The organism is Lentisalinibacter salinarum, assembly GCF_040706555.1.
Taxonomy (GTDB): domain Bacteria; phylum Pseudomonadota; class Gammaproteobacteria; order Steroidobacterales; family Woeseiaceae; genus Lentisalinibacter; species Lentisalinibacter salinarum.
The window spans coordinates 483,548-503,791 of the sequence record NZ_JAPDRH010000002.1 but is presented as its reverse complement, the minus strand read 5'-3'; the positions used below and the strand labels follow the sequence as shown (position 1 = coordinate 503,791).

The window sequence follows — 20,244 nt, the reverse complement described above, 5'->3', positions numbered from 1 at the left end:
CAAGAATTGATGCGGCCCCGCCGCGGCGGGGCCAGACGAGGAACCGAAGAATGGCTGCAAAGAAGATAGACAGGAAGATCGTCGGCTACTCCGTGAAGAAGCCGGAGGACAAGGCGGAGAAGAAGCGCGCGTACGAGGTGGAGCAGGAGGGCGACGGCGCCACCGTCATCCGCATGCACGAGCGTCTCGAGCGCCCCGAGGTGCTGATCGGCTCCACCTATAAGGTCAAGACGCCGGTCTCGGATCACGCGATGTACGTCACCATCAACGACATCGTGCTGAACGAGGACACGCCCCACGAGCAGCGCCGGCCGTTCGAGATCTTCGTCAACTCGAAGAACCTCGACCACTACCAGTGGATCGTGGCGCTGACCCGCATCATCTCGGCGGTGTTCCGCAAGGGTGGCGACGTGACCTTCCTCGTGGACGAGCTGAAGGCCGTGTTCGATCCCCGCGGCGGCTACTGGCAGCCGGGCGGCAAGTTCATGCCCTCCATTATCGCCGAGCTGGGCCACATCGTTGAGAAGCACCTCAATACCATCGGCCTGCTGAAGCCGGCCGGCCCGGACGAGCACCAGCAGAAGCTGATCGCCGAGAAGCGGGCGGAGTTCGAGGCGCGGGCGGCGCAGACCGACGCCTTCTCCGAGAGCGAGTTTCCGGAGGGCGCGCAGCTCTGCGCCAAGTGCAACGTGGCCGCCGTCATCATGATGGACGGCTGCATGACCTGTCTGAGCTGCGGCGAGTCCAAGTGCGGCTGAGCGCCGCGTAAAGGGACGCTCTCTTTGCTAACATGCCGGGCTTCCGAGGTTTCCCCGGCGGCAAGCTCGTGACCCTGCAGATACCAGACTTCTCCGGCGCCCGTCTCCTGGTGGCCGGGGATCTCATGCTCGACCAGTACTGGTTCGGTGCCACCGGCCGCATCTCGCCGGAGGCACCGGTGCCGGTCGTCCACGTGCGCGACGGCGAGGAGCGGCCGGGCGGCGCGGCCAACGTGGCGGTGAACCTGGCCGAGCTGGGCGCGCCCGCGGCGCTGGTGGGGATCGTGGGCGCCGACGAGGCCGCCGGGCGCCTAGAGGCGCTGCTGGTGGAGCGGGGCGTCGAATGCCGTTTCGCCGTCTCGCCGGCGGCGCCGACCACGACCAAGCTGCGGGTACTCTCCCGCGGTCAGCAGCTCATCCGTCTGGACCGGGAGGAGACCGCGACCGGGGTTGCCGTATCGGTGCGGGAACCGTTCGCCGCGGCGCTGCAGGATGCCGGGCTCGTCATCCTCTCCGATTACGCCAAGGGGGCGCTGCACGAGGTGGGCCAGCTGATCGCCGCCGCCCGCGAGGCCGGCGTGCCGGTGCTGGTCGATCCGAAGGGGACAGACTTCGCGCGATACCGGGGTGCCACATTGCTCACGCCGAATCAGGCGGAGTTCGAGGCAGTGGCCGGCGCGGCGCGCGACGACGAAGATCTGCTGCGCCGCGCCCGGCTCATGCTCGACGAACTCGATCTGGAAGCACTGGTAATCACCCGCAGCGAACGCGGCATGCTCGTGGTGGAGCGCAGCGGCGAGGCGCAGTTCCTGTCCACCGAGGCCCGGGAGGTCTTCGACGTGACCGGCGCCGGCGACACGGTGATCGCCACACTCGGCGCCGCGATGGCCGCGGGCTCCACGCTGGGGGAGGCGGCGGCGCTGGCCAACCTCGCGGCCGGGCTGGTGGTGCGCAAGATCGGCGTGGCCGGTGTCACCCCGTCCGAACTCAGGGTGGCGCTGCACCGGCGCGGCAAGGGCGGCCGCGGCATGGTGGACGAGACGGCGCTGCTCGAGTTCGTGAGCGAGGCGCGCAGCCGGGGCGAGCGCGTCGTGATGACCAACGGCTGCTTCGACATTCTGCACGCCGGTCATGTGACCTATCTGGAGGAAGCGAAGTCGCTGGGCGACCGGCTGGTCGTGGCCGTGAACACGGATGACTCCGTGCGCCGGCTGAAGGGCGAGGGCCGGCCCGTGAATCCGGTGGAAGACCGGATGGCGGTTCTCGCCGGACTGGCGGCCGTCGACTGGGTGGTGCCCTTCGCCGAGGACACGCCCGCCCGCCTGATCGAGGCCGTGCTGCCGGAGGTGCTGGTGAAGGGCGGCGATTACCGCCCGGAGGAGATCGCGGGCGGCCCGGCCGTACTCGCGGCCGGCGGCGAGGTGCGCGTGCTCGCATTCCGCGAGGGACGATCCAGCTCCCGGATCATCGAATCCATCCGCGGCCTGCCCTGAGGCCGGAAGCGCGACGGTGAGATTCGGCTATCAGTTGCTGGTCTATCTGGCCACGCCGTTCGTCTTCCTCTTCTGGCTCTGGCGCGGCTTCACCCGCAAGGGCTATCACGACCGCCTCGGCCAGCGCTTCGGCATCGGCTTCCCGGACATCCGCTCCGGGTCGGTCTGGATCCATGCCGTCTCCGTAGGCGAGGTGCAGGCCGCCGCGCCGCTGATCAAGGCGCTGAAGGACCGGTTCCCGTCCCGGGCCGTCGTGGTCACCACCGTGACTCCCACCGGGGCCGAGCGGGTGCGCCGCCTGTTCGGCGACGAGGTCGTGCACTGCTTCGCGCCTTTCGAGACGCCGGGCGCGGTGCGGCGCTTCTTCGACCGCATCCGTCCGGAGCTGGCCGTGATCATCGAGACCGAACTCTGGCCGAACCTGTACGCCGAGTGCGGTCGTCGCCGGGTCCCGCTGGTGCTGGCCAGCGCGCGGATCTCGCCCCGCTCGGTGGCCCGCTACCGCCACCTGACGCCGCTGTTCCGGGAGGCCCTGTCCCACGGCATCATCATCGCCGCCCAGAGCGAGCAGGATGCGCAACGCTTCCGCGACCTCGGGGCGGCCCCGGCACGCACCTTCGTGACCGGCAACATCAAGTTCGACGTGGAGATCGACGAGAGCCTCGCGGCCCGGGGACGGGAGTTCGCGGCGGAGCACTTCCCCGGCCGCAGTGTCTGGATCGCGGCCAGCACCCACGCGGGCGAGGAGGAGATCGTCCTCGCCGCCCACCGGCGCCTCCTCGCAGACGTGCCGGACGCGCTGCTGGTGCTCGTCCCCCGGCATCCCGAGCGTTTTCCCGCGGTCGCCGACATGGTCAGGGAGCAGGGCCTCGATTACGTCAGCCGCACCGGCGGCGAGCGCTGCAGCCCGGAGACACGCGTCTTCCTCGGCGACACGATGGGCGAGCTGCCCCTGTTCTATGCCGCGTCGGACATCGCCTTCGTCGCCGGTAGTCTGGTGCCCATCGGCGGACACAATCTGCTGGAACCGGCTTCCCTCGGGCTGCCCATCCTCACGGGCCCGCACCTGTTCAACGCCGAGGACATCGCGGCCATGTTCGCGGAGCGGGGCGCCTCCCGGGTGGTCACCGACGAGGCGGAACTCGCCGCCGCGCTGGAGCGGCTGTTCGCCGACGAGGCGGCGCGGCGGGAGATGGGTGAGCGGGCGCGACGTCTGCTGCTGGATAACCGGGGCTCGCTCAGGAGTCTGCTCGAGCTACTGGAACCACTCACCCGCCAGTTCGATAACGGCTGAACCGGACCCGGCCTCAGTCGCCCATCTCGCTCCGGGGCACGAGGATGGAGTCGATGTCTTCCAGATCCTGGATGCGCAGGATGCCGGCCGCCTGCTTCAGTCTGAGTACGTTCAGCAGGTAGTCGTAGCGCGCGCGGCGGTAGTTCGTGCGGGCGGAGAAGACCTGCTGCTGGGCGTCCAGCACGTCCACCGTGGTGCGGGTTCCCACCTCGAAGCCGGCCTCCGTCGCCTCCAGCGCCGTCTTCGCCGACGACAGAGCCTGGCGCAGGGCCTTCACCCGGGAAATCTCCGCCAGCACGCCGAGGTAGGCGTCCCTGGCCTGGCGTTCCGTCTCCCGGGCTACGCGCTGCAGCTGTTCCCTGGCCGCGCGATGCAGGTGGACTGCCTCGCGCACCTGGGCCGAGGTCCTGCCGCCGGAGAACAGCGGGATGCGGAACTCCAGCGCGATGCTGTCGGACGTCTGGTTGTTGAAGACGTCGTTGAAAGGCCCGTTCTCGTTCGAACGCTCGAACTCCCGGTCGAAGTCGCTGCGCGTGGCGACGAGATCCAGTGTCGGGTAATGACCCGACCGGCGGGAGTCGATCTCCTGGCTTGCGATCTCCGCGTTCAGCCGCGCCGCGATCAGGGCCAGGTTCTGCTCGAAAGCGGTGTCCACCCAGTCGTCTTCTTCCGCCGGGTCCGGCGTCTCGAGCGCGAGCTGCTGACCCGGGGTCTCCAGATCCTTCAGGTACTCGCCGGTGATCTCGCGCAGGAATTCACGCGCCGAGGCGAGCTGACGCTTGGCGGCGATTTCGTCGGCGATGGCCTGGTCGTAGGCGGCCTGGGCCTCCTGCACGTCGGTGATGGCGATCAGCCCCACTTCGAATCGCTGCTGTGCCTGCTCCAGCTGGCGGTCGATGGCACGCTTGCTGGCCTGGGCGGCCTCGAGTGCGTCTTCCGCGGCGAGCACTTCGAAATAACGGTTCGCCACCCGGACGATCAGGTCCTGCTGGGCCGCCTCGAAGTCCGCCTCGGCGCGGGCCACCTGCTTGCCGGCCTGCTTCAGGCCGACGAACTGGTCCCAGCGGAACACGGTCTGGCGCAGCTCGATCTGCCACTGGGTGGTCTCGATGCTCTCGTCCTGGAAGTCACTGGTGACGGTGATGGTCTCGCCCGTCGGCGACACCTGCTGGAATGCGGACGCGCCCTCTGCCGTGCCCCGGCTCTCGCTCGCCGAGGCCGAAAGCTGGGGCAGCAGCAGGCCGCGGGCCTGGGGTACGGCCTCTTCCGTCGCCCGGCGATTCGCCTCCGCCTCGCGGATGAGGGGGTCGCTCTGCAGCGCGCGCTGGTAGACCTCCAGCAGAGACTCCGCACCGGCGGGCAATGCGGCGAACAGGGCGGCGAGCGGCAGCAGCAGCCTGGATCTGCGGATATCCATCGTTCTCTTCGTATCCTTGTTCTGCGTGGCAGGTGTTTTAGTCAGGTATATCACTATAGCACCGGTCTCCGGCGTCTCTCAATAGCGGGGCATCGACTCCCGCTCAGTAGCGGGGCATCGACTCCCGCTCAGTAGCGGGACATCGACGAGTCTACCTCCGTGGCCCAGGCATCGATGCCGCCGGCCACGTTCACCACGCGCCGGAATCCCTGTTCCTGCAGCCACGCGGCCACCCGGTAGCTGCGCATGCCACCGTGGCAGAGTACGGCCAGCGGCCGCTCCGAATCCAGTTCGCGGTGGCGGTTGGGAACCTGGTTCATCGGGATTACGACGGCGTCGGCAAGCGACACTATGCCGAGTTCCCACGGCTCGCGTACGTCGAGCACCTGCCAGTCCTCGCCCGCGCGGATGCGTGCGGCCAGTTCGGCCGGCCTCAGTTCTTCCACCATGGCAGGATCTCCCTCGTCACCGGCGGCAGGCGCGCCCCGGGTCAGAAGCGGAACCCGGACGGCGGCGTCGCATTGCGCAGCGGCTTCAGAACGGTCTCGAACAGGCTCTCGCGGCTCCATTCGTTCTCGCCGGTACGCGTGATCAGAAGAGCCTCCATCACCGGTGCCTCGCCCACCACCACGAACAGGCGCCCGTCCATGGCCAGTGCATCGGCGAAGCGCTGCTCGAAGCGGGGCACCGATCCCGTCACCGCGATGGCGTCGAACTCGCCTGCCGGCAGTTCCCGCATGGCGTCCATGGTCAGGAGTTCGGTATTGACGATATCGGCCTCGCGCAGCTTGTCGCCCGCGGTGGCGACGAAGTCGGAATAACAGTCGACGCTGACCACGTGTTCTCCCAGACGCGCCAGGCAGGCGGTGAGGAAACCGGTGCCGGTGCCGATCTCCAGTACCCGGTCGCCGGGCTCTATCTCCAGCGCCTGCAGCACACGGCCCTCCACCTTCGGCGCCATCATGTTTTCATCGTGGGGGAGCGGAATCTCGGTGTCGGCGAAAGCCAGGCTCGACCAGGCGTCGGGCACGAACCGCTCGCGGCGGATCTCCCCCAGGATCCGCAGGACCCGGGGCTGCAGCACATCCCAGGCGCGGATCTGCTGGTCGATCATCTGTTCCCGTGCGGTCTCGATATCCATGTTCGATGGTCGTGCTATTGGTGGCAGCTGCAGCAGCTGCACGATGGGCCGCAAGCGGCAGGACGGCGGGTGAGATTACGGAGTTTACAGAAGGCTGACAAGCATGCCGCAGGACGATCCGGCGGGCGTTATGGTGAATTGGTCGGCCGTGCCGATACGGATTAGGCTATGCTTACCGTGCCGAGAGTCTAGGCTCTTGAAAGAACAAGAATTTTAACCCTGCACTGTCCTGGAGCCGGGGCCGATGAGCGAACCATGCCGCAAACCGCACTGATCGTCGCCGTCACCATCCTGGTGCCGGCGGTACTGGTGCTGGCCATACTGCTCATCGTGCTGCGGCGGCGTTTCCAAGAACGGCTGCGGCGGCTCAACCAGGAGATCGTCGAGGTGTCTGCGGATGCCGCGGTGGGGCGCCGGCTGCGCCCTGCGGACGACCCCGTGCTCGGCCCCCTCGGGCGCTCCCTGAACCGCCTGTTCGATGCGCTCGCCGAAAAGGACGAGGCCGTGTTCGAACGCGACCGCGCGCTGCGGCGGCTGATTCGCACGATGCCCGAGGTGGTGCTGCTGCACGACGACCGCGTGCAGCTCGCCAACGAGTCCGCGGCGCGGCTCGTGGGACTGGAGGCCGAACAGCTGGAGGGACGGCCGGTCAGCGACCTCGTGCGTCCGGCCTTCCGGGCGCTGTTCCGGCGCACCGTCAGCCGGCTCCTCGCCGGTGAGGTCGGCCCCCAGACGCTGGAGATGCAACTCATCAACGGCGGCGAACAGGGCATGTGGGTGGAGGCCGGCATGGCGGTGGTGGCGTGGGGCGATCGTCAGCTCGTGCTGACGGTGGGCCGCGACATTAGTCATCGGCACGAAAACGATTCGGGCCTGCACGGCGACCGACGGCAGGCACTGACGGTACTGGAGTCCATCGGCGACGGCGTGATCACCACCGATACCCGCGGCCGCATCGAATACATGAACGGGGAGGCCGAGCTCCTCACCGGCTACAGCCGGGACGAGTCCGAGGGACGGCCTTTCGGCGAGATCATGCGTTTGATCGACGAGCTCGACAAGCGATCGCTCGGCGATCCGGTGGAACGGTGTCTGTCCATGCGCCAGCGGGTCAACATGGGGCGGCGGGCGCTGATGATGGGGCGCGACGACGAGCACGAGCATTCCGTGGAGCTGACGGCATCGCCCATTCGCGCCGGTGACGGGGACATCCGCGGCGTGGTGGTGGTCTTCCACGACGTGAGCGAGATGCGCGGGCTCACGCGGCAGATGAGCTATCAGGCGGCGCACGATGCGCTGACCGGTCTTATCAATCGGCGCGAGCTCGAGCGGCGGATCGAGGAGGCCATCGACAATGCCCGCCGCGAGAAGGCGAACCACGTGCTCTGCTACATGGACCTGGACCGCTTCAAGGCGGTGAACGATACCTGCGGGCACATGGCCGGAGACGCACTGCTGCGCGAGGTGGCGTCGCTGATCAAGGACCAGGTGCGCGACTCGGATTCCGTCGCCCGCATCGGCGGCGACGAGTTCGGCATGCTGCTGATGGGCTGCCCGCTGGAGAAGGCGCGCCAGATCGCCGGCGACGTCGTGCAGGCGGTGGCGGATCACCGCTTCGTGTGGCAGGACCGCATCTTCACCATCGGCGTCAGCGTCGGCATCGTCGAGCTGGGACCCGACAGCGGCTCGGTGCAGGATATGCTTGCCGCCGCGGATTCCGCCTGCTACATGGCGAAGCAGCGGGGCCGCGGCCAGGTGCACGTGTACTCCTCGGCGGACGAGGCGGCAGCGCGCGAGCGCGGCGAGATCCAGTGGCTGCGGCGCCTGCAGGATGCCCTGTCCAACGGCGGCTTCGTGCTGGCGACCCAGCCCATCATCGCGCTCGATGCCGAGCGGGAATCCGGACCGGCGATGGAGGTGCTTCTGCGTTTTCAGGATGCCCAGGGCAGGACGGAGTCGCCGAAGGATTTCCTGCCGGCGGCGGAACAGTATCACCTCATGCCGCGGATCGACCGCTGGGTGGTCAGCGCCACACTGACCGCCATCGCAGCCGGAGACATCCGGGTTCCGGCCGGGCGCAGTTGCATCATCAACCTGTCGGGCCAGACCCTTGGCGATGCGGATTTTCTGGAGTTCGTCGTCGAGTCGCTGGACCGCACGAGCGTCGCGCCGGCCCGGATCTGTTTCGAGATGACGGAGGCGGCGCTGATCATGGAGCCGCGCGAGGCCCAGCGTTTCATCGAGGTGCTGCACGGGATGGGCTGCAAGTTCGCGCTGGACGACTTCGGCAGCGGCCTCGGCGCGTTCTCCAACCTGAAGCATCTGCCCATCGATTATCTCAAGATCGACGGCAGCTTCACCCGCCACCTCGGCCGCGACCCGGTCAATCAGGAGATGGTGAGCGCGATGATCAAGCTCGCCCGGAAGATGAACTTCCGCACCGTGGCCGAGCAGGTGGAAGAGCAGGGCGACTTCGACATCCTGCGCGAGATGGGCGTGGACTTCGCCCAGGGCTACCTGATCGACCGCCCCCGCCTCTTGGGTGCCGGACCGAACTAATCCAACTTTCGCAACTTTCGTGACTTCCTGAAGTTTCGGTGTCCGGCACCCAAACGCATGAAACTCACAAAAGCTCCAATCCGCAAATTGCGAGTGACCGGTACCAAAAAAACCGCCGGGTCCCTGAGGAGCCCGGCGGTTTAGGGCCGTAAGGCCGATCCCGATCAGAGCAGCGGTACGATCAGCAGCGCCACGATGTTGATGATCTTGATCAGCGGGTTGATGGCCGGGCCGGCGGTGTCCTTGTAGGGGTCGCCGACCGTGTCGCCGGTCACCGCGGCCTTGTGTGCCTCGGAGCCCTTGCCCCCGAAGTTGCCGTCCTCGATGTACTTCTTGGCATTGTCCCAGGCACCGCCGCCCGCCGTCATGGAGATGGCTACGAACAGGCCCGTGATGATCGTGCCGAGCAACATGCCGCCGAGGGCGAGCGGGCCGAGCACCAGGCCAACCACGATCGGCACCAGCACCGGCAGCAGCGAGGGCACCACCATCTCCTTGATGGCCGCCTTGGTCAGCATGTCCACCGCGCGGGAGTAATCCGGCTTCTGGGTGCCTTCCATGATGCCCGGCATCTCCTTGAACTGCCGGCGCACCTCGTTCACTACCGAGCTGGCGGCACGGCCCACGGCCTCCATTGCCAGTGCGGCGAACAGATACGGTACGAGACCGCCGATCAGCAGACCGATGATCACCATGGGATCGGACAGGTTGAACTCGAACACGCGGTCGAAGTTCGCCTCCAGCGCATGGGTGTAGTCGGCGAACAGCACGAGTGCTGCCAGACCGGCGGAGCCGATGGCGTAACCCTTGGTCACCGCCTTCGTCGTGTTGCCCACCGCATCCAGCTGGTCGGTGATGTTGCGCACCTCGGACTCGAGCTCGGCCATCTCGGCGATGCCGCCGGCGTTGTCCGTGATGGGCCCGAACGCGTCCAGCGCCACCACAATACCGGTCATCGACAGCATGGTCGTCGCCGCGATGCCGATGCCGTACAGGCCGGCCAGCTCGTGGGCGCCCCAGATGCTGGCGCACACCGCCAGCACCGGCCATGCCGTCGCCTTCATGGAGACGCCGAGGCCGGCGATGATGTTCGTGGCGTGACCGGTCAGCGAGGATTCGGCCACCAGCTGCACCGGCTTGTGGTTCGTGCCGGTGTAGTACTCGGTAATCCAGACCATGAAGGCGGTCAGCGCGAGTCCGATGACCGCGGCGCCGAGCAGATTCATGGCTTCGCCCGTGCCGCCCATCATCACCGTGGTGATGGGGTAGAAAGCGATCGCCGCCAGCAGGCCGGCCGCGATCATGCCCTTGTAGAGCGCGCCCATGATGGAGCCCTTCGATCCGGCTTTCACGAAGAAGGTGCCGATGATCGAGGCCACGATGGAGGCGGCGCCGAGGACCAGCGGATAGACCCAGGCGGCCCAGCCCCAGTCGGCGTGGAACAGGACGCCGAGGAGCATGGTGGCGATGATGGTCACCGCGTAAGTCTCGAACAGGTCTGCCGCCATGCCGGCGCAGTCGCCCACGTTGTCACCGACGTTGTCTGCGATTACGCCGGGATTTCGGGGATCGTCCTCGGGGATGCCCGCCTCGACTTTGCCCACCAGGTCGGCGCCGACGTCGGCGCCCTTGGTGAAGATGCCGCCGCCGAGTCGCGCGAAGATGGAAATCAGCGATCCGCCGAAGGCGAGGCCGACCAGCGCCTTGATGGCCTTCTCGCCCTCGATGCCGAAAGCGCCCAGCAGGCCGTAATAGCCGGCGACACCCAGCAGGCCCAGGCCGACGACCAGGAGCCCCGTGATCGCGCCGCCCCGGAAGGCGACGTCCAGCGCCGGGTCGAGACCCTTGCGTGCGGCCTCGGCGGTGCGCACGTTGGCGCGTACCGAGACGAACATGCCGATATAACCGGCCATCGCCGAGAACACCGCGCCGATGACGAATCCGAGCGCCGTCCACCAGTCGAGCGCGAAGCCGACGACCACCGCAAGCACGACGCCGACGATGCCGATGGTCGTGTACTGGCGGTTCATGTAAGCCGCGGCGCCTTCCTGGATCGCCGCGGCGATCTCCTGCATCCGCTCGTTGCCCGCGGACTGCTTCAGGACCCACTGGACCGAGAACAGCCCGTACAGGATGGCGAGTACGCCGGCGCCGATGCATAGCCACAGCGCGAGTTCATACGACATGAGTATTCCTCCCGATCATGTCCACCAATCGGCCCGGCGGGCCGTCGGCTATTCGTGGTTGTTCAGCTGGAGCGCACTCCGCACGGGCCCCGGAACCGCTGCGCAGACGGTGGCGAGATGCACACCGCTACGGCTGCTTTTCTGGTCCGGTGCTCGATTCGTAACTCGCTGGTTTATAGGATTTTATTGGCGCTCAAGAGGTCGCCGCCACCAGTCCCCGGCGGCGACAGCGCGCGCATCATACCACAAATCGTTTCTTGAGCTTCTTCTTCACCGGGACGTTGCGCAGCTTCGCGTAGACGGGCAGGCCGCGGGAATACGGCGGGTAGTCCTCGCCGTTGATCAGCGGCGCCAGGTAGCGCCGGGCCGCGCCGGTGATGCCGTAGCCGTCCTTCGTGATGTAGCGCTTTGGCAGCTTCTTCTCCCGGTTCGCGACCCGGCCGAGAGGCGCCTTCTCGATCTTCCAGCGGTAGGGGCTGTCCGAGGTGCGCTTGATCACCGGCAGCACCGCATCCTCGCCCGCGAGGGCCATCTCGACGGCTGCGCGGCCGACCGCATAGGCCTGCTCCACGTCAGTGGCCGAGGCGATGTGGCGGGCGGAACGCTGCAGGTAGTCGGCGATGGCGTAGTGGAACTTGAAGCCGGTGCTGTCGCGCACCATCGTCGCGACCTCCGAGGCTACGCCGCCGAGCTGCACGTGGCCGAAGGCGTCTTTGGTGCCCGCATCGGCCAGGAACCGGCCGTCCTTGTAGCGTGCGCCCTCGGAGACGACGATCACGCAGTAGCCGTAGTCCTTCACGCAGCGCTTCACCCGGGCCAGGAATTTCTTCTTCTCGAAGGGGACTTCCGGGAACAGGATGATGTGCGGCGGCTCGTCGGGGCCCTCGCCCGCCAGTCCGGCGGCCGCGGCGATCCAGCCGGCATGCCGGCCCATGACCTCGAGGATGAACACCTTGGTGGAGGTCTCGGCCATGGAGGCGACGTCCAGGGCCGCCTCCCGGGTGGAGACCGCCACGTACTTAGCCACGGAGCCGAAGCCCGGGCAGTTGTCCGTGACCGGGAGGTCGTTGTCCACCGTCTTCGGCACACCGATGCAGGTGATGGGGAAGCCGAGCTTGTGGCCGATCTGGGACACCTTGTGGGCCGTGTCCATGGAGTCGTTGCCGCCGTTGTAGAAGAAGTAGCCGATGTCGTGGGCTTCGAACACCTCGATCAGCCGCTCGTACTCGCGCTTGTTCTCGTCCAGTCCCTTCAGCTTGTAGCGGGCGGTGCCGAACGCACCGCCGGGCGTGTGCTTGAGCTGGGCGATCGCCTTGGCCGATTCCCGGTTGGTGTCGATCAGATCCTCGGTCAGCGCGCCGATGATCCCGTTGCGGCCGGCGTATACCTTGCCGACGCGGCCCTTGTGCTGGCGGGCCGTCTCGATGACGCCGCAGGCGCTTGCATTGATGACGGCAGTGACGCCGCCGGACTGGGCATAGAATGCGTTCTTGGCTGCCTTCTTTGCTGACATGGGATCCCTCGCTCGGCTCAATGGACGACTGGCCCGGGAGCATAGCCAATTTCCCGCCGGCCTTCATGCGGCGGGCCGAATTGACGGCGTCACGGGGAGCGGCTACGGTTGCGCGCCTCACAGGCGTATCGTCGGCGTATTGACGGCAAGTGGCCGGTATGCGGCAGGGAGTTCAATCATGCGCATCGTTTTGCTCGGCGCCCCCGGCTCCGGAAAGGGGACCCAGGCCCAGCGGCTGATGGCCGAGAAGGGCATCCCGCAGATATCCACCGGCGACCTGCTGCGCGCGGCCGTCGCCTCGGGCAGCGAGCTGGGCCGCAAGGCGAAGGCGGCCATGGACGCCGGCGAGCTCGTCTCCGACGACCTCGTGCTCGGCATGATCCGGGAACGGCTGAACGAGGACGACGTGGCCGACGGCTTCATCCTGGACGGATTCCCCCGCAACGAGTCCCAGGCCGAGTCCCTGGACGATCTGCTGGAGGAGCTGGGTCAGCCCCTGGACGCCGCGGTGCTCATGGACGTGGATTTCGAGATCCTCATGAAGCGGCTGACCGGGCGGCGCACCTGCTCGGCCACGGGCAAGGTGCTCAATATCTATTTCTCGCCGCAGGAAGAGCTGGACGCCTGCCTGGAGGCCGGCGGCGAACTCCTGCAGCGCGATGACGACAACGAGGAGACCATCGCCAACCGGCTGCAGGTCTACCGGGAGCAGACGGCGCCACTGGTGGGTTACTACCGCGACCGGGGCCTGCTGAAGACCGTGGATGCCGAAGGCACCGTCGAGGTCGTTTACGAGCGACTCGTCTCCGCGGTCGAGGACTGAGCCCCGCCCGCGAGGAGTGTCTCCAAATCCTCGCCGACCAGTTCCCTGCGCCAGCCGGTAAGCGCACGGAGTCCGTCGCCGCCGGCGGCCGCCCGGCGCAGGTCCTTCTGCGAGGCGATCAGCTCGGGCTCGATGCCGAGTTCCTCGGCCTTGCCCTTCACCACGGCGGACAGTTTGGCCACCAGCGCCTTCTCCGCTGCGGACGGCGCGCCCCGTCGCACCACCGGCGACGGTCCGGCGCGGCCGATGACCCGCAGCAGCTGGTCTCCGGCCCGTCGGGCGAGCCCGGCGGGGACGCCCTCGGTCTCCGCCAGCGCCTCACGGCTCGACGGCCGGCCCTGGGCGAGTGCGATGAGAGCCGCATCTTTTAATATCCACTGCCGCGGCCGGTCCGCCCGCAGGGCCTCTTCCTCCCGCCACACGGCGAGAGCGGCGGCCGCGGCCGCGCTGCGTTCGTCCATGCGGGCGAGCCCCTTCAGCCGTTGCCACGCCGACTCCGGTGCGGGGTCGTAGAGCGCCGGGTCCAGTAGCTCGTTGCTGTCAGCGACAGCCCAGTCGAGCCGGCCGAGTTCCGCCAGGCGGGCGCTGAGCATGGCGCGCATCTCCTCCAGGTAGCGCACGTCGTCGGCGGCGTACTCGAGCTGTTCGGCGCTGAGCGGCCGGCGGGACCAGTCCGTTCTCGTGTGATGCTTGCCGAGGTCGATGCCGAGCAGTTCCCGGACCAGGGACGCGTAGCCGATCTGCGCCGGGTAGCCGCACAGGGCGGCGGCCACCTGGGTGTCGAAGATGCGACCGGGCAGACGGCCGGCCGTGCCGAGTAGCACCTCCAGGTCCTGGCGCGCGGCGTGCAGGGTCAGCTCGGTGCGGTCGAAGCACCGCCATAACGGTTCGAGGTCCAGTCCGGCCAGCGGATCGATGCAGGCGATGCGTTCGCCCGCGGCGAGCTGCACCAGGCAAAGGCGGGCGTGATAGGTGCGCTCCCGAAGGAATTCCGTATCCACTGCGAGCCTCTCGCCGGCCGCGCAGGTTTCCATGAATTGCTGCAGGGAAGCCTGCGTATCGATGAAGAGGATGTCGCTCATGGGCGGGTCTTTGCCCTCCGGTATTATCGTGAGACTATGCGCTGCATGGGAGGATACACTGCCGCAGCGTGCTGATACTGCTCCGGACACTGACGGGTATCGTGCTGTTGCGGCTGGGGCCGGACGCGCTGCCGCGCTCGTTCTTCCTGGCCGTCCTGCTGTTCGCTGCCATGCTGTGCGCGAGCTTCACCGGGCTGGCGCTGTCCGGCGGCTGGCAGCCCTGGTCTCCGGTCTTCTTCGCGCTGAGCCTCGGCCTGTCGCTGGGCACCTACACCGTGGCCCTGCGGTTGCGGGGTCATGAGGGGCGCATCCCCCAGACCTTCGCTGCGCTGTTCGGCTCCTCCGCGCTGATCAGCCTCGCCGAGCTGCCCCTGCTCGCCACCGGTGCGCTGGACGCGGAGGGGCAGGGCGGCGTGATGGTGTTACTGGCGCTGATCGCCTGGTCGATTCTGGTGGACGGCCACATCATGGCGCGGGCGCTGGAGGTGCCGCTGATCGGCGGCACGCTGCTGGCACTGGCGGTGTTCTCGGGCCAACTCGTGCTGTACCAGCAATTCCCTGCGGCCTGAGCCTCTGCCCGGCCCTCCTTCTCACCATGCACATCCACGTCATCGGCATCTGCGGCACCTTCATGGGCGGTATCGCCGGCCTGGCCAAGGCGGCCGGCCACCGGGTCACGGGCTGCGACCGGGAGGTGTACCCGCCAATGAGCGAGGAGCTCGCGCGTCTCGGCATCGAGGTGACCGAAGGTTGGGATCCCGGCCAGCTCGAGCCGGCGCCGGATATGGTGGTGATCGGCAACGTGATGAGCCGTGGCAACCCGCTGGTGGAGGCGGTCCTGGAGCAGGGGCTGCCCTACACGTCGGGACCGGCCTGGCTGGCCGAGCACGTGCTGGCTGGACGGCGCGTGCTGGCGGTGGCCGGCACCCACGGCAAGACCACCACCTCCAGCCTGCTGGCGTGGATACTGGAGGCCAACGGACTCGAGCCCGGGTTCCTGATCGGCGGCGTCCCGCTCGACTTCGGCGCCTCCGCCCGTCTCGGCGGCTCCGACCTGTTCGTGGTGGAGGCCGACGAGTACGACACGGCGTTCTTCGACAAGCGCGCCAAGTTCGTGCACTACCGGCCGCGGGTCGCGGTGCTGAACAACCTGGAATACGACCACGCCGATATCTACGCCGACATGGCGGCCATCCGCTGGCAGTTCCATCAGCTGATCCGCACGGTGCCGGGCGGCGGACGGCTGGTGGTGCGGGCGGGCGATGCGGAACTCGCCGAGACGCTGGCGATGGGCTGCTGGACGCCGGTGGAGACCTTCGCGGCCGGCGGCGCGGCGGACTGGCGGGTGGATTTCGGCCCCGACGGCGAGGGGATCAGTCTGGCCGGGCCGGGCGGGGAACGCTTGCAGGACGAGTGGCCGCTGGCCGGCGAACACAACCTGGAGAATACGGCCGCGGCGGTCGCTGCCGCGGCGGCGGTGGGGGTGGAGCCGGCGGCGGCACTGGCCGCGGTCGCCCGCTTCCGTGGCGTGCGGCGGCGCCTGGAACTGGCGGCCGAGGGCGGCGGCGTCCGGGTGTACGACGACTTCGCCCATCATCCCACCGCCATCGCCCGGACGCTGGCGGGTCTGCGCCGGCGCGAGCCCGATGCGCGTATCGTGGTGGCCCTGGAGCCGCGCTCGAACACGATGCGTCTGGGCGTGCACCGGGAGACGCTGGCGGGTTCGCTCGCCGGCGCCGACCGGATATTCGTCTTCGCGCCCGACGGTCTCGAGTGGGACCTGGCCGCGGCGCTCGCATCGCTGGGCGATCGTGCGACGCTGTCCGGGGATTACGGCGAAATGGCCGAGGGAGTGCTGCGCGAGGTGGCCGCCGGCGATATCCTCGTGCTGATGAGCAACGGCGGCTTCGGCGGTTTGCGTGAGCGGGTGGTTGCCGCGCTGACCGAACGCGGCTGAAGCCCGGCCGGCGCGGCTGGCGCATCTGCACGCCGCCCGGCAGCGAATGCAGGTGAACATGAGCGAAACCGAAATCCCGCTGTTCCCCCTGCGCACGGTCCTCTACCCCGAGGGCCCACTGCCGCTGCGCATCTTCGAGACCCGCTACCTCGACATGATCAGCCGCTGCCTGCGCGAGGACGAGGGCTTCGGCGTCGTCCTCATCCGCGAGGGGACGGAGACGGGCACGGCAAGCACCTACGGCACCGGCACGCTGGCCAAGATCGTCGACTGGTACCAGGGCAGCGACGGGCTGCTGGGTATCACGGCCCAGGGCAGCGAGCGATTCCGCGTGGAGTCTGTGCGGCAGGCGCCGGACGGACTCAACCTGGCGCGGGTCTCCTGGCTGCCGCCCGAGCCCCGGGTCGACCTGCCGGCCGCCTTCCGGCCGATGGTGGATATCCTGCGGGGCGTGCTGGACGATCTCGGCCGGCTGTACGAATTGCTGGAGCGCCGCTACGACGACGCGACCTGGGTGGGTTACCGCTTCGCAGAGATCCTGCCGATCACGCCCGAGCAGAAACAGTTCTGCCTCGAGACGGAGGATGCGCTGCAGCGGCTGGAGATCATCCGCGTGATACTGCATTCCGCGGACGAGGCGGACGAAGACGACGGCTGAGCGTCAGTCGGCGATCTCCGCGAAGGCCTCGGCCGCCTTCTCCAGCGTCGTCGCGATCTCGGTCTCGCCGTGGGCGGCCGAGACGAAGCCGGCCTCGAAGGCCGATGGCGCGAGGTAGACGCCGCGCTCGAGCATCGCGTGGAAGAAGCGGCGGAAGCGGTTCACGTCGGCGCCCGCGACCTGGCCGTAGGTGCGCACGGGGCCGTCGTCGGTGAAGACGAAGCCGAACATGCCGCCCAGGGAGCCGGTGGCGAGTGGGACGCCCGCCTCGGCCGCCGCACCGGCCATGCCGTCCGCCAGTTGCCGGGTCCGCGCCGTCAGGTCCTCGTAGAAGCCTTCCTGGTCGATGCCCTCCAGCGTGGCGAGGCCTGCGGCCATGGCCACCGGATTGCCGGACAGCGTGCCGGCCTGATACACGGGGCCGAGTGGCGCGATGTGCTCCATGATCTCGCGCTTGCCGCCGAACGCCGCGGCCGGCATGCCGCCGCCGATGACCTTGCCGAAGGTGGTGAGATCCGGCTTGATGCCGAACACCGACTGGGCACCGCCCTTGGCCACCCGGAAGCCGGTCATCACCTCGTCGAAGATGAGCACGGCGCCGGCGTCCGAGCAGGTCTCGCGCAGCGTCTCGAGGAAGCCCGGCACCGGGGGCACGAAGTTCATGTTGCCGGCCACCGGTTCGACGATGACGCAGGCGATACGCTCGCCGTACTCGGCGAAGGCTTCGCGCACCTGTTCGCTGTTGTTGAACTCCAGCGTGAGCGTGAGCTCGGCCAGTCCCGCCGGCACGCCGGGAGAACTCGGCACGCCGAAGGTCAGCGCGCCGGAGCCGGCGCTGATCAGCAGCGAGTCCGAATGGCCGTGATAGCAGCCCTCGAACTTCACGATCAGGTCGCGGCCGGTGTAGCCGCGGGCGAGCCGGATGGCGCTCATGGTGGCCTCGGTGCCGGAGCTCACCATGCGTACCAGCTCCATGGAGGGCACGAGCTCGGTGATCTTGCGTGCGATCTCGGTCTCCAGCACACAGGGCGCCCCGAACGACAGGCCGTCTTCCGCCGTTCGCTGCACGGCCTCGATGACCTTCGGATGGGCGTGGCCCAGGATCATGGGGCCCCACGAGCCGACGTAGTCGATCAGCTCCCGACCGTCCTCGGTCCACACCCGCGGGCCTTTGGCGCGCTTGAAGAACAGCGGCTCGCCGCCCACCGCCGCGAACGCCCGCACGGGGGAATTCACGCCGCCGGGGATGTATTTGCTGGCTTCGGAAAACAGACTCATGCTTACCTCCTGTGCTGGGTGCATCCTAACCGAGGCCGAAGCGCCTTCAAAACCCGCCGGCCGGTCCGTATCATTGCCGTCGATATCCGTAACTGCAATGCGCCGGAATCTCCCATGAAGAGCGATCTCCCATGAAGAGCTACATGTGCCTTATCTGCGGTTATATCTACGACGAGGCCGAGGGCGATCCCGAATCCGGTATCCCGCCGAATACACGGTGGGAGGACGTGCCACTTTCCTGGCGTTGCCCCGACTGCGGCGCCGGCAAGGAAGACTTCGAGATGGTCGAGGTGTGACCGCTCGCTGCTGAACCCTCAGGGGCCATCGGCGGGAGGCGCCGCGCCGAGCTGCTCGGCCCGCACGCCTTCGGCGGCCAGCATGGCCAGCACGCTGTCCGGGCCGACGAGGTGCAGCGCCCCCACCACGACCAGATAGTCGCCGTCACGCTCCAGCAGCGCTGCGAGGCGCGGTACCCATTTGCGATTGCGCTCCGTGACCAGCCGCTCGTACAGGTCCGGAAAGCGGCGCAGTTCCTCCAGCAGCTCGTCGGCCAGGTAGGTGGTGTCGCCGCGCCGCCAGGCGTCGACCGTGCGCCCCATGCCCGCCTCGAGATCGTCGATCTCGGCCAGCGATTCGAGCAGCATGTCGCTCTGCAGCGCCATGGGCAGGGTGTCGAAGAAGACGATCTGCTCCTCGAACGTCTCCAGCCCCTCCACCGGTTTGCCGTCGCGGCGGGCGAGGGCGGCCATGTGTACGTCGAGCCCCTGGCGGGGGTCGTAGCCATGGCGCATGAGCAGCATCTGGGTGAGCGTGAGCGCGGCATACCAGGGCTCGGCGCCCTGCAGCCGGTCCAGGTCGATCCCGGCCGCGGCGGCCGCCTCCCGCGCGCGGGCGTATTTCTCGCCGCCCATGAGCGAGGCCAGCGTCTCGCCTTCCGGCGGCGTCCCGCGGGCGAACATGACCGCCGAGACCATCGCGGAGTCGAGGTCGTCCATGTCCAGCTCCATCACGAGCGCATCGGCCTGCCCGTAGGCTTCCCGGATCGGTGCGGGCAGGGGGTAGTCGCTCTCGCGCAGCAGGTGGATGGAGCCGAGCAGCCACACTCGCGTATCGGCGTCGCGGATCTGCCAGAGCGGCAGCGAGTCGGCACCGGCTGGCGCGGCAGGGGCCACGAGCACGAGCAGCAGAACGACGAGCCGGCGGAGGCCTGACGGGCGGCGCGACCAGGCAGAGCCGCATCGGTTCAAGGCCGGGTGCTCCGGTCGAGCCAGCGCAGCCGGGTGTCGAGGCTGCCGTCGGCACTGAGCTCCAGCCAGCGCCACGCCGGCGGGCGGTCGTCGACGGCGAATTCGTCCCGGCCCGGCATGAACTGCCGGCACGTGGAGGGCGTTGCCAGCAGCCGATAGTGGTTGCGCCGCCGGTCGAGTTCCTGGTGCACGTGACCCCAGACGATGCCGCGCACCTGCGTGTGGCGGTCGGCAAGCTCGAGCAGGCCGTCGGCCTCCGCCAGCCCGATGCCGTCCAGCCAGCGGCTGCCCACCGGCACCGGATGGTGATGCAGGCAGAGCAGTGCAGCAGCGTCCCCGTGGGCGGTGAGGTCCGCCTCGACGGCCGACAGTGCCTCGGCACTCAGGCGTCCGCCAATCTCGCCCTCCGCCCAGGTGGACAGGAGATGCACGCGCCAGGCGCCCGCGGTTGCGACCCCGCCGAAGGTGAACGGCGTCTCCGCGACGACCTCGCCCATGAGGACGGGGTCGTCGTGATTGCCGGCCAGGCACCACACCGGAGCCCCGCAGCCGGCCAGCAGGTCGCGGAAGCGCTCGTAGGCGCCGCGGGATTCGTCCTGCGCGATGTCGCCGGTCACCAGCACTGCGTCCGGTGTCTCCTCGGCGCAGGCATCGCGCAGCACGGCCGCCAGCGATTCCGCCGTGCGCACGCCGCGCAGCTCGCCGTCCGCATCGGCGTAGAGATGGGGGTCCGTGATGTGCAGTATCCGCATCGTCGTCGAATCGTCAGTCACCGGAGGCTCCTTCCCTCGGACGGCCGGGCACGAAAAAGGGCGGAGCCCGGCCGGGCTCCGCCCCG

At 68.4% G+C, this 20,244-nt stretch carries 18 protein-coding genes; 9 read left to right on the top strand and 9 right to left on the bottom strand.

The window, feature by feature from the left end; translation table 11 throughout:
• Nucleotides 1-50: 50 nt before the first annotated feature.
• The 3 genes from ACJMKZ_RS05375 (at nt 51) to waaA (ending at nt 3,545) form a co-directional block, all read left to right on the top strand.
• Complete coding sequence (locus ACJMKZ_RS05375; protein ID WP_405232165.1) at nt 51-758, top strand: TSCPD domain-containing protein; 708 nt, start codon at nt 51-53, stop codon at nt 756-758.
• Between the two features lie 68 nt (nt 759-826).
• On the top strand, nt 827-2,251 hold the full coding sequence (gene hldE / locus ACJMKZ_RS05370) for a bifunctional D-glycero-beta-D-manno-heptose-7-phosphate kinase/D-glycero-beta-D-manno-heptose 1-phosphate adenylyltransferase HldE (protein WP_405233140.1): 1,425 nt from the start codon (nt 827-829) through the stop codon (nt 2,249-2,251).
• 16 nt (nt 2,252-2,267) lie between these two features.
• Entirely contained in the window at nt 2,268-3,545 is a 1,278-nt protein-coding gene (gene waaA, locus ACJMKZ_RS05365) for a lipid IV(A) 3-deoxy-D-manno-octulosonic acid transferase (RefSeq protein WP_405232164.1), read from the top strand.
• A gap of 13 nt (nt 3,546-3,558) precedes the next feature.
• Here waaA and ACJMKZ_RS05360 read toward each other — a convergent pair whose 3' ends face one another.
• The 3 genes from ACJMKZ_RS05360 to ACJMKZ_RS05350 form a co-directional block, all read right to left on the bottom strand.
• Nucleotides 3,559-4,962, bottom strand: coding sequence for a TolC family outer membrane protein (locus ACJMKZ_RS05360; protein WP_405232163.1), 1,404 nt, complete (start codon nt 4,960-4,962; stop codon nt 3,559-3,561).
• A gap of 128 nt (nt 4,963-5,090) precedes the next feature.
• The gene (locus ACJMKZ_RS05355; protein ID WP_405232162.1) at nt 5,091-5,411 is read right to left on the bottom strand and encodes a rhodanese-like domain-containing protein; all 321 of its coding nucleotides are present in this window, start codon (nt 5,409-5,411) and stop codon (nt 5,091-5,093) included.
• 41 nt (nt 5,412-5,452) lie between these two features.
• Nucleotides 5,453-6,103: a protein-L-isoaspartate O-methyltransferase family protein gene (locus ACJMKZ_RS05350; protein ID WP_405232161.1), complete on the bottom strand. Its 651-nt coding sequence runs from the start codon at nt 6,101-6,103 to the stop codon at nt 5,453-5,455.
• Between the two features lie 255 nt (nt 6,104-6,358).
• Here ACJMKZ_RS05350 and ACJMKZ_RS05345 point away from each other — a divergent pair, with 255 nt between their 5' ends.
• Nucleotides 6,359-8,662, top strand: a complete 2,304-nt coding sequence (locus ACJMKZ_RS05345; RefSeq protein ID WP_405232160.1) for a bifunctional diguanylate cyclase/phosphodiesterase — start codon at nt 6,359-6,361, stop codon at nt 8,660-8,662.
• Between the two features lie 164 nt (nt 8,663-8,826).
• Here the strand turns inward: ACJMKZ_RS05345 and ACJMKZ_RS05340 are convergent, their stop codons facing one another.
• The gene (locus ACJMKZ_RS05340) at nt 8,827-10,848 is read right to left on the bottom strand and encodes a sodium-translocating pyrophosphatase (protein WP_405232159.1); all 2,022 of its coding nucleotides are present in this window, start codon (nt 10,846-10,848) and stop codon (nt 8,827-8,829) included.
• 238 nt (nt 10,849-11,086) lie between these two features.
• On the bottom strand, nt 11,087-12,361 hold the full coding sequence (locus ACJMKZ_RS05335) for a 6-phosphofructokinase (RefSeq protein ID WP_405232158.1): 1,275 nt from the start codon (nt 12,359-12,361) through the stop codon (nt 11,087-11,089).
• A gap of 178 nt (nt 12,362-12,539) precedes the next feature.
• Between ACJMKZ_RS05335 and ACJMKZ_RS05330 the strand changes: the two genes are divergently transcribed.
• Complete coding sequence (locus ACJMKZ_RS05330; RefSeq protein WP_405232157.1) at nt 12,540-13,184, top strand: adenylate kinase; 645 nt, start codon at nt 12,540-12,542, stop codon at nt 13,182-13,184.
• Here ACJMKZ_RS05330 and rnd read toward each other — a convergent pair.
• Nucleotides 13,151-14,266, bottom strand: coding sequence for a ribonuclease D (rnd, locus tag ACJMKZ_RS05325; RefSeq protein ID WP_405232156.1), 1,116 nt, complete (start codon nt 14,264-14,266; stop codon nt 13,151-13,153). The two genes, ACJMKZ_RS05330 and rnd, sit on opposite strands and share 34 nt — an antisense overlap.
• Nucleotides 14,267-14,334: 68 nt before the next feature.
• On the opposite strand from rnd, the gene ACJMKZ_RS05320 reads away from it, so the two are divergent.
• Genes ACJMKZ_RS05320 through ACJMKZ_RS05310 form a run of 3 tightly spaced genes read left to right on the top strand, consistent with a single transcriptional unit; the run spans nt 14,335 to nt 16,881 of the window.
• Nucleotides 14,335-14,835, top strand: coding sequence for a hypothetical protein (locus ACJMKZ_RS05320; RefSeq protein WP_405232155.1), 501 nt, complete (start codon nt 14,335-14,337; stop codon nt 14,833-14,835).
• Between the two features lie 26 nt (nt 14,836-14,861).
• Nucleotides 14,862-16,223 carry a UDP-N-acetylmuramate:L-alanyl-gamma-D-glutamyl-meso-diaminopimelate ligase gene (mpl, locus tag ACJMKZ_RS05315; RefSeq protein WP_405232154.1) on the top strand — a complete coding sequence of 454 codons (1,362 nt, stop codon included), beginning with the start codon at nt 14,862-14,864 and terminating at the stop codon, nt 16,221-16,223.
• Nucleotides 16,224-16,281: 58 nt separating this feature from the next.
• Entirely contained in the window at nt 16,282-16,881 is a 600-nt protein-coding gene (locus ACJMKZ_RS05310; RefSeq protein WP_405232153.1) for an LON peptidase substrate-binding domain-containing protein, read from the top strand.
• Between the two features lie 3 nt (nt 16,882-16,884).
• Here ACJMKZ_RS05310 and hemL read toward each other — a convergent pair whose 3' ends face one another.
• A complete protein-coding gene (gene hemL / locus ACJMKZ_RS05305) occupies nt 16,885-18,159 on the bottom strand; it encodes a glutamate-1-semialdehyde 2,1-aminomutase (protein WP_405232152.1) in 1,275 nt (424 codons plus the stop codon).
• 131 nt (nt 18,160-18,290) lie between these two features.
• Here hemL and ACJMKZ_RS05300 point away from each other — a divergent pair, with 131 nt between their 5' ends.
• Nucleotides 18,291-18,455: a rubredoxin gene (locus tag ACJMKZ_RS05300; protein ID WP_405232151.1), complete on the top strand. Its 165-nt coding sequence runs from the start codon at nt 18,291-18,293 to the stop codon at nt 18,453-18,455.
• Between the two features lie 18 nt (nt 18,456-18,473).
• Here ACJMKZ_RS05300 and ACJMKZ_RS05295 read toward each other — a convergent pair whose 3' ends face one another.
• On the bottom strand, nt 18,474-19,406 hold the full coding sequence (locus ACJMKZ_RS05295; RefSeq protein ID WP_405232150.1) for a TraB/GumN family protein: 933 nt from the start codon (nt 19,404-19,406) through the stop codon (nt 18,474-18,476).
• The gene (locus ACJMKZ_RS05290) at nt 19,403-20,179 is read right to left on the bottom strand and encodes a metallophosphoesterase (protein WP_405232149.1); all 777 of its coding nucleotides are present in this window, start codon (nt 20,177-20,179) and stop codon (nt 19,403-19,405) included. The genes ACJMKZ_RS05295 and ACJMKZ_RS05290 overlap by 4 nt, the downstream gene beginning before the upstream one ends.
• Between the last annotated feature and the right edge of the window lie 65 nt (nt 20,180-20,244).

What these genes read in the sequence shown, in the direction of transcription:
- mpl (WP_405232154.1), top strand. Translation starts at nt 14,862, where the DNA reads ATGCACATCCACGTCATCGGCATCTGCGGCACCTTCATGGGCGGTATC.
- ACJMKZ_RS05330 (WP_405232157.1), top strand. Translation starts at nt 12,540, where the DNA reads ATGCGCATCGTTTTGCTCGGCGCCCCCGGCTCCGGAAAGGGGACCCAG.
- ACJMKZ_RS05345 (WP_405232160.1), top strand. Translation starts at nt 6,359, where the DNA reads ATGCCGCAAACCGCACTGATCGTCGCCGTCACCATCCTGGTGCCGGCG.
- ACJMKZ_RS05340 (WP_405232159.1), bottom strand. Translation starts at nt 10,848, where the DNA reads ATGTCGTATGAACTCGCGCTGTGGCTATGCATCGGCGCCGGCGTACTC.
- hemL (WP_405232152.1), bottom strand. Translation starts at nt 18,159, where the DNA reads ATGAGTCTGTTTTCCGAAGCCAGCAAATACATCCCCGGCGGCGTGAAT.
- ACJMKZ_RS05350 (WP_405232161.1), bottom strand. Translation starts at nt 6,103, where the DNA reads ATGGATATCGAGACCGCACGGGAACAGATGATCGACCAGCAGATCCGC.
- ACJMKZ_RS05300 (WP_405232151.1), top strand. Translation starts at nt 18,291, where the DNA reads ATGAAGAGCTACATGTGCCTTATCTGCGGTTATATCTACGACGAGGCC.
- ACJMKZ_RS05360 (WP_405232163.1), bottom strand. Translation starts at nt 4,962, where the DNA reads ATGGATATCCGCAGATCCAGGCTGCTGCTGCCGCTCGCCGCCCTGTTC.
- ACJMKZ_RS05375 (WP_405232165.1), top strand. Translation starts at nt 51, where the DNA reads ATGGCTGCAAAGAAGATAGACAGGAAGATCGTCGGCTACTCCGTGAAG.
- rnd (WP_405232156.1), bottom strand. Translation starts at nt 14,266, where the DNA reads ATGAGCGACATCCTCTTCATCGATACGCAGGCTTCCCTGCAGCAATTC.
- ACJMKZ_RS05335 (WP_405232158.1), bottom strand. Translation starts at nt 12,361, where the DNA reads ATGTCAGCAAAGAAGGCAGCCAAGAACGCATTCTATGCCCAGTCCGGC.
- ACJMKZ_RS05310 (WP_405232153.1), top strand. Translation starts at nt 16,282, where the DNA reads ATGAGCGAAACCGAAATCCCGCTGTTCCCCCTGCGCACGGTCCTCTAC.
- ACJMKZ_RS05355 (WP_405232162.1), bottom strand. Translation starts at nt 5,411, where the DNA reads ATGGTGGAAGAACTGAGGCCGGCCGAACTGGCCGCACGCATCCGCGCG.